Here is a 5925-nt window from a genome sequence, read left to right as displayed (position 1 = left end):
AAGGGCCGATACAGCCAGATGGGCGCCGTGTCGACCACGTTCGGCCCGGGTATCCCGCTGGATGTCAACTCGATCTGATCAACGCGCTTCGACTCGGGACGGGGTCGGGACCGGCAGCAGCCGGGACCGGCCCCGTTCTGGTTCCCGAACCGGACGCCCGGTTCCCTGAGAGAACGTTCATAAACGTCAACGAATGCGACAGACCTGTCTACCCCCTCTTGTGGCGGTAGAAGGCTCGGGCTAGTCTCGCCCTGGCGCGCACCGCGCGCCGGCTCGAAGCAGAGCCCGTCCGAGCGAAGGAATGTTTCTCGATGACACCTCGCAACACACCCGCCTTCCACAAGAGGGCACTCGGAATCCTCGCCACCACGACCGCCGTGGTGGCGTTGTCGTTGGCGGGCGCGTCCGCGGCCAACGCCGCCGATCGCGTGACATACGCCGATTCCGTCCCCTCCTGGGCCACCGCCCAGAACGACGCAGGAGCCGCCCCCGCCGACACCACGGTCGAGGGCGAGATCTATCTGCCGCTCCGCGACCAGAACGGCGCGGAGGCCCTGGCCAAGCAGGTGTCCAACCCGTCCCTCTCCGGATACCGCAAGGCGCTGAGCCCGCAGCAGTGGATCAACCGCTTCTCGCCGACGAAGGCGGACTCGGACGCGGTCGTCAGCTTCCTCAAGGCGGCCGGTCTCACGATCACCGCCGTGCCCGCGAGCCGCCAGTACGTGGTGTTCCGCGGCACGCCGGAGCAGCTCGGCTCGATCTTCGGCACCTCGCTGCACGAGTTCAGCTACGCGGGCCGCCAGCTCGTCGCGCCGACCTCGGCTCCGTCGCTGCCCGCCGGCATCGGGGCGAAGGTCTCCGGCGTCAGCCTGGAGCAGTCGCGCACGCTGACCCGTCCCGACTCGATCAAGCAGGGCGACCTCGGCCCGTCCAACACCCCGCAGGTGCGGATGAAGTCGGTCGCCCCGAACGCCGGTCCCGTGATCGAGACGCCGTGCTCGCACTACATCGGCGAGCACACCGTCACCGTTCCTCCGGCGTACAACGGCCAGACGAGCTACAGCACCTACAACTGCGGCTACACCCCGCAGCAGCTGCGCAGCGCGTACGGCCTGAGCGACCTCGGCAAGCGCGGCGTGAACGGGCGTGGCCAGACCGTCGCGATCATCGACGCCTACGCCAGCCCGAGCATCGTCAAGGACGTCAACACGTACTCGCAGCAGAACGGCGAGCCGGGCCTGACGAACTCCAGCTACCAGCAGCTGGTGCCGAGCCCCGCGCAGTTCACCGACCAGGAGCTCTGCCAGTACCCGAGCGGGTGGCAGGGCGAGCAGACGCTGGACGTGGAGTCCGTGCACGCGATCGCACCGGGAGCGCGCATCCTGTACGTCGGCGGCACGAACTGCGGCGGCGGCCTGGACGTGGCGATGTCGAAGATCCTCGACAACAAGCTCGCGAACATCGTGAGCAACAGCTACGGCAACGTGGGCGAGGCGGTCCCCGCCGACGTGATCCAGGGCGAGGTCAACCTGCAGCTCCAGGCCGCGGGCGAGGGCATCGGCCTCTACTTCTCGAGCGGTGACAACGGAGACGAGGCCGCGAACCTCGGCTACGCGTCGCCCGACTTCCCGGCGTCCTCGCCGTGGGTCACCTCGGTGGGTGGAACCAGCCTCGCGATCAACAAGAACGGCTCGATCGCGTACGAGACCGGCTGGGGCGACCAGTTCGACCAGATCGTCAAGAACGCGGACGGCAGCCTCGGTTACGTCGCTCCGCTTCCCGGCACCCGTTTCGTCGGCGGCGCGGGCGGCGGCGTGAGCGCCGTGTTCTCGCAGCCGGACTACCAGCGCGGGGTGGTCCCGTCCGCGCTCGCGAACGGTCACCGCGTGTCGCCCGACGTCGCGGCGCTGGCCGACCCGTACACCGGGTTCCAGATCGGCATCCGCCCGATCGTGGACGACACCACGCTCGCCACCGGCGACTACATCAACGAGACCTACGGCGGAACCTCGCTGGCCTCGCCGATCGTCGCCGCCCAGATCGCCATCGTGCAGCAGGCGACCGGCAAGACGATCGGGTTCGCGAACCCGACCCTCTACGCGGTCAAGCGCGTGCTGCCGTCGGCGTTCCGCGACGTGGTGCCGCAGAACCCGACGCAGGCGCTCGTCTACACCAGCAAGATCAGCGGGAACACCTACCTGGTCTCGCTGGACAACGACACCTCGCTGAAGACCGCGAAGGGCTACGACGACGTGACCGGCCTCGGCGGCGTCTCGTTCTCGCTGCTCAACTTCGTGGCGCAGGGCAGGCACTAGCCTCCCGCCCGCACCGCACGCGGCCGGCCGTCCCTTCGGGGGCGGCCGGCCGTCGTCCGTCGGGGTCCGCCCCGGCCGGGAGGCGCCCGGCAGCATCCCGCTAGGGTGGTGCCGTGACCGTCGGAATCCGCCCTGCCCGCCCCGGCGACGAGTCCGGTCTCGCCGCCGTCGCCGCCGCGACCTTCCCGCTCGCCTGCCCGCCGCACACCACGGACGAGGCGAAGGCGCAGTTCATCGCCGCGCACCTCTCCGCGGAGCGGTTCGCGGAGTACCTGGCCGATCCGTCCCGGCGCATCCTGATCGCGGAGGACGCCGACGGCAGCGCGGTCGGGTACACGCTGCTCAACGTGGGGGAGCCGACCGACGAGGACGTGCGCGCGGCCATCCGGGTGCGCCCGACGGCCGAGCTGAGCAAGTGCTACGTGCTCCCCGGCCACCACGGCGGTGGTGTGGCCGGCCGGCTGATGGCGGAGAGCCTGCGGCTCGCGGCGGAGGCCGGTGCGGCGGGCGTCTGGCTCGGCGTCAACGAGCTGAACGCGCGGGCGCAGCGCTTCTACGGCAAGCACGGCTTCGAGCGGGTGGGAGCGAAGCGCTTCCTGGTCGGGGACCGGCTGGAGGACGACTGGGTGATGGAGCGGCCGCTCCCGGCGGCCTGAGCCCCCCGGCGCGCTCAGCGAGCTTCAAGCCGGGCCCCGGTTAGGATGCTGCGACCCGTACCACCCGAGGAGTTCCCGTGCGCCGCCTGCTGCGAATCGTGCGACAGCCGTTCAGCGCGCCGCTGCTCGCCGTCGGGTGGCAGCGCGCCGTGCCGGTGCTGCTGGCGATCGGCACCGTCTGCGTGCTCGCCGGGCTCACCATCATCTGGGCGGCCCGGCTGACCTTCGCGTACCCGGTCTACGTCAGCGAGCTCGGGGCGATCGGTGCGCCGACGGCCGGACCGTTCTCGCTCGCGCTCCTGCTGGTCGCGGCAGGCGGCTTCAGCATCGCCCTGGCCAGCGGGCACATCCGGTCGTCGGTGCGCGTGCTCGACCGCTGGGCTCCCGCGGCGAGCCTCGGCTTCGCCGCGATCTGCTTCGTGCTCGCGTCGCAGGTCACCTGCACCGCGAACTGCCCGGTCCCGCTCGTCGATCCGCGCTCGACGGCGCAGGACCTCATCCACACGGTGTCCGCGGTGCTCGGCTTCGCCGCCGCCTGCTTCGCGATGCTGCAGGTCGCGTTCGCGAGCGGGCTGCCGCGGGTGGCCCGGTTCTCGCTCGCGAGCTGCCTGGCGGTGGCCGTCATCACCATCGTCGGAGGGTTGCTGGCGATCGTCCACGTCGCGACGGACGTGGGGGCGTGGCTGGAGCTGGTGGGCACGACCGTGGCGATCGCCTGGATCGCGGTGTACTCGCTGGCGCTCGTCCGGGTCCCGGTGGGGGCGCGCGGCGAGTCGGCTCAGTAGAGCTGCGGCTGCGCCGCGAGCGTCGCCGTCGCGCGGAGCGGGTGGGTCGCCGGAGCCGGCGCCGGCTGCACCGGCCGGGCCGTCGCCTCCCGGAGCAGGTCGATCAGCTGGCCGGCGAGGCGGACCAGCCGGCCGATCTCGGCGTCGTCGCGGTCGACCCAGCGGCACTCGGGCTCGTCGTGCAGCGGGACGAAGCCGTCGTGCTGCTCCCAGACGAACAGCGTCCTCTCGGCGCCGAGCACGTACTGCTGCCACCAGATCTGCCGCAGATAGTTGCGCGGGATGCTGCGGAACGGCTTGTTCGTCGTCTTGATCTCGGCGAGCTCGATGCGGCCGCCGCTGCGAACGACGAGGCCGTCCGGCGTCGCCAGGTGGCGGCGGTCGCGCTCCGCGTGGAAGAGCAGGTCGGAGGGCAGGATGCCGTGGGTAGCGGCGACCCAGCCGGCGATCTCCGGCTCCCTGCTGCGGCCGTGCTGCGTGAACGAGTTGCCGGAGAAGCCGGAGCCGTTCAGCTTCTCGTGGGCAGCGGCGCGCAGCGAGCCGGGGGTGGACAACTTGGCGACATCCGTCGCCGTGATGCCGCGGCTGCGCGCCCGCAGCCAGCCGACCCGATCGCTCGAGGACGCCACGACGCGGGCGAGGTGACCCTCGGCCCCCGGCACGGCGGGGACCACCGCGGTGGGAGCGGGCGCCGAGGTGCTGCCGAGGTCCGCCAGCACGCCCGGCCGGTAGAGGTCGGCGTTGCGGGCGGGACGGTCGAGCACCCATCCATTCTGCACCGCGCGCGCCGTCGCCACCGTCACGTCGCCCTCTGTGTCGCGCACCCGTGCACCCGCGCACCCGCGCAGCCATCCGTTCCGGAGTTCTTCACGCGACACGCCGCTGCGAAGCGTGAAGAACTCCGGAACGGATGGCGGGGACGTCACTCCACGCCGAGGGCTCCGAGCTGGCGGCGGGCCTCGTCGATCGTGGCGAGGGTCGAGACCGCCTCGTCGAGCGGGTGCAGCGGCGACTCGGTGCGGCCATCGGCGACATAGCGGGCGAGCGCGGCCGCCTCGTACGACATCCCCTGCCGGTACGGCCGGTTGTACGGGTCGCGCCAGTGCGCCGCCAGCGTGCCGTCCGCGCCGTGCAGCCGGAAGCCGCTGGGACCCCAGAACGGGCTGTCCGTCTCGATGCGGCCGCCGGAGCCGGAGATGGTGCCGAGGGATGGGGTTCCCGCCCTCAGGGTCGTGCTCAGCAGCGCCTGCGCACCGCTGGGGGAGGTGAGCACGAGCGCCGCCTGCTCGTCGACGCCGGTGCTCGCGAGCGAGCCGGTCGCCAGGACGCTCTGCGGCTCGCCGAGCGCGAACGACGCCCAGGAGACCGTGTAGACGCCGAGGTCGAGCAGCGCTCCGCCGGCGAGCGCCGGGTCCCACAGCCGCCCGGTCGGGTCGAACCGCGCGCGGCCGCCGAAATCCGCGGTGACGACCGCGGGCTCGCCGATCTCACCGGCGTCGAGCAGCTGCCGGATGATGTCGGTCTGCGGCAGGTAGCGCGTCCACATCGCCTCCATCGCGAAGACGCCCGCCTCGCGCGCCGCAGCGGCGATCAGCCGCGCCTGGTCGGCGGTCGCGGCCATCGGCTTCTCGATCAGGACGTGCTTGCCCGCCCGGATCGCGAGCAGTGCGTGCTCGAGGTGCTGGCTGTGCGGCGTCGCGACGTAGACGACGTCCACCTCGGGGTCGCCGACCAGTGCCTCGTACGACGCGTGCGCGCGCTCGACGCCGTGCGCGGCGGCGAACGCCTCCGCACGGTCGGCGGAGCGCGAGCCGCAGGCGACGATCCGCTGGCCGGTGTGTGCGCGCAGCGCGTCGACGAAGTCGCCGGCGATGACGCCGGGGCCGAGCACCCCCCAGCGCAGCACAGGGGCGTCGGCGGGATCGGGGTGACGCGGGGCGGGGAGCGTGCGGGAGGTGACGGTCATACGCTCAGTCTGCCCGTCGGCACGGCGGCGGGCGCAACGTGCGCTTGACGCGCCGGCGGTGAGACTCTAAGGTTTCAATATCTGAGGTCTATATACCCGAGACATTCGTACGTCACGAGCCGGGGGGGGGGGGGGGGCGGGGCCCCCCCCCCCCGCCCGCCAGTCGCGCCCCCCGCGCCGCCGGGGGGGGGGGCGCGGGTCGC

At 72.3% G+C, this 5925-nt stretch carries 5 protein-coding genes and 1 pseudogene; 4 read left to right on the top strand and 2 right to left on the bottom strand.

The window, feature by feature from the left end; translation table 11 throughout:
• From ACTHMF_RS03915 to ACTHMF_RS03900, 4 genes and pseudogenes are all read left to right on the top strand, one after another.
• Positions 1-78, top strand: a pseudogene (locus tag ACTHMF_RS03915) (50S ribosomal protein L1); the annotation flags it as partial.
• 233 nt (positions 79-311) lie between these two features.
• Entirely contained in the window at positions 312-2315 is a 2004-nt protein-coding gene (locus ACTHMF_RS03910; RefSeq protein ID WP_440316375.1) for a S53 family peptidase, read from the top strand.
• Positions 2316-2428: 113 nt separating this feature from the next.
• Positions 2429-2971, top strand: a complete 543-nt coding sequence (locus ACTHMF_RS03905) for an N-acetyltransferase family protein (RefSeq protein WP_440316374.1) — start codon at positions 2429-2431, stop codon at positions 2969-2971.
• Between the two features lie 77 nt (positions 2972-3048).
• Positions 3049-3756 (top strand): DUF998 domain-containing protein, encoded by a 708-nt coding sequence (locus tag ACTHMF_RS03900; RefSeq protein WP_314149175.1) that lies wholly within the window; start codon positions 3049-3051, stop codon positions 3754-3756.
• Here ACTHMF_RS03900 and ACTHMF_RS03895 read toward each other — a convergent pair.
• Entirely contained in the window at positions 3750-4559 is an 810-nt protein-coding gene (locus tag ACTHMF_RS03895; RefSeq protein ID WP_440316376.1) for a YqaJ viral recombinase family protein, read from the bottom strand. The genes ACTHMF_RS03900 and ACTHMF_RS03895 overlap by 7 nt on opposite strands.
• A 119-nt stretch (positions 4560-4678) precedes the next feature.
• Positions 4679-5722, bottom strand: a complete 1044-nt coding sequence (locus tag ACTHMF_RS03890) for a Gfo/Idh/MocA family protein (RefSeq protein ID WP_440316373.1) — start codon at positions 5720-5722, stop codon at positions 4679-4681.
• Positions 5723-5925: the final 203 nt, after the last annotated feature.

Source organism: Leifsonia sp. (genome assembly GCF_051955155.1).
Classification (GTDB): domain Bacteria; phylum Actinomycetota; class Actinomycetes; order Actinomycetales; family Microbacteriaceae; genus Leifsonia.
This window is presented reverse-complemented; position numbering and strand designations above follow the sequence as displayed.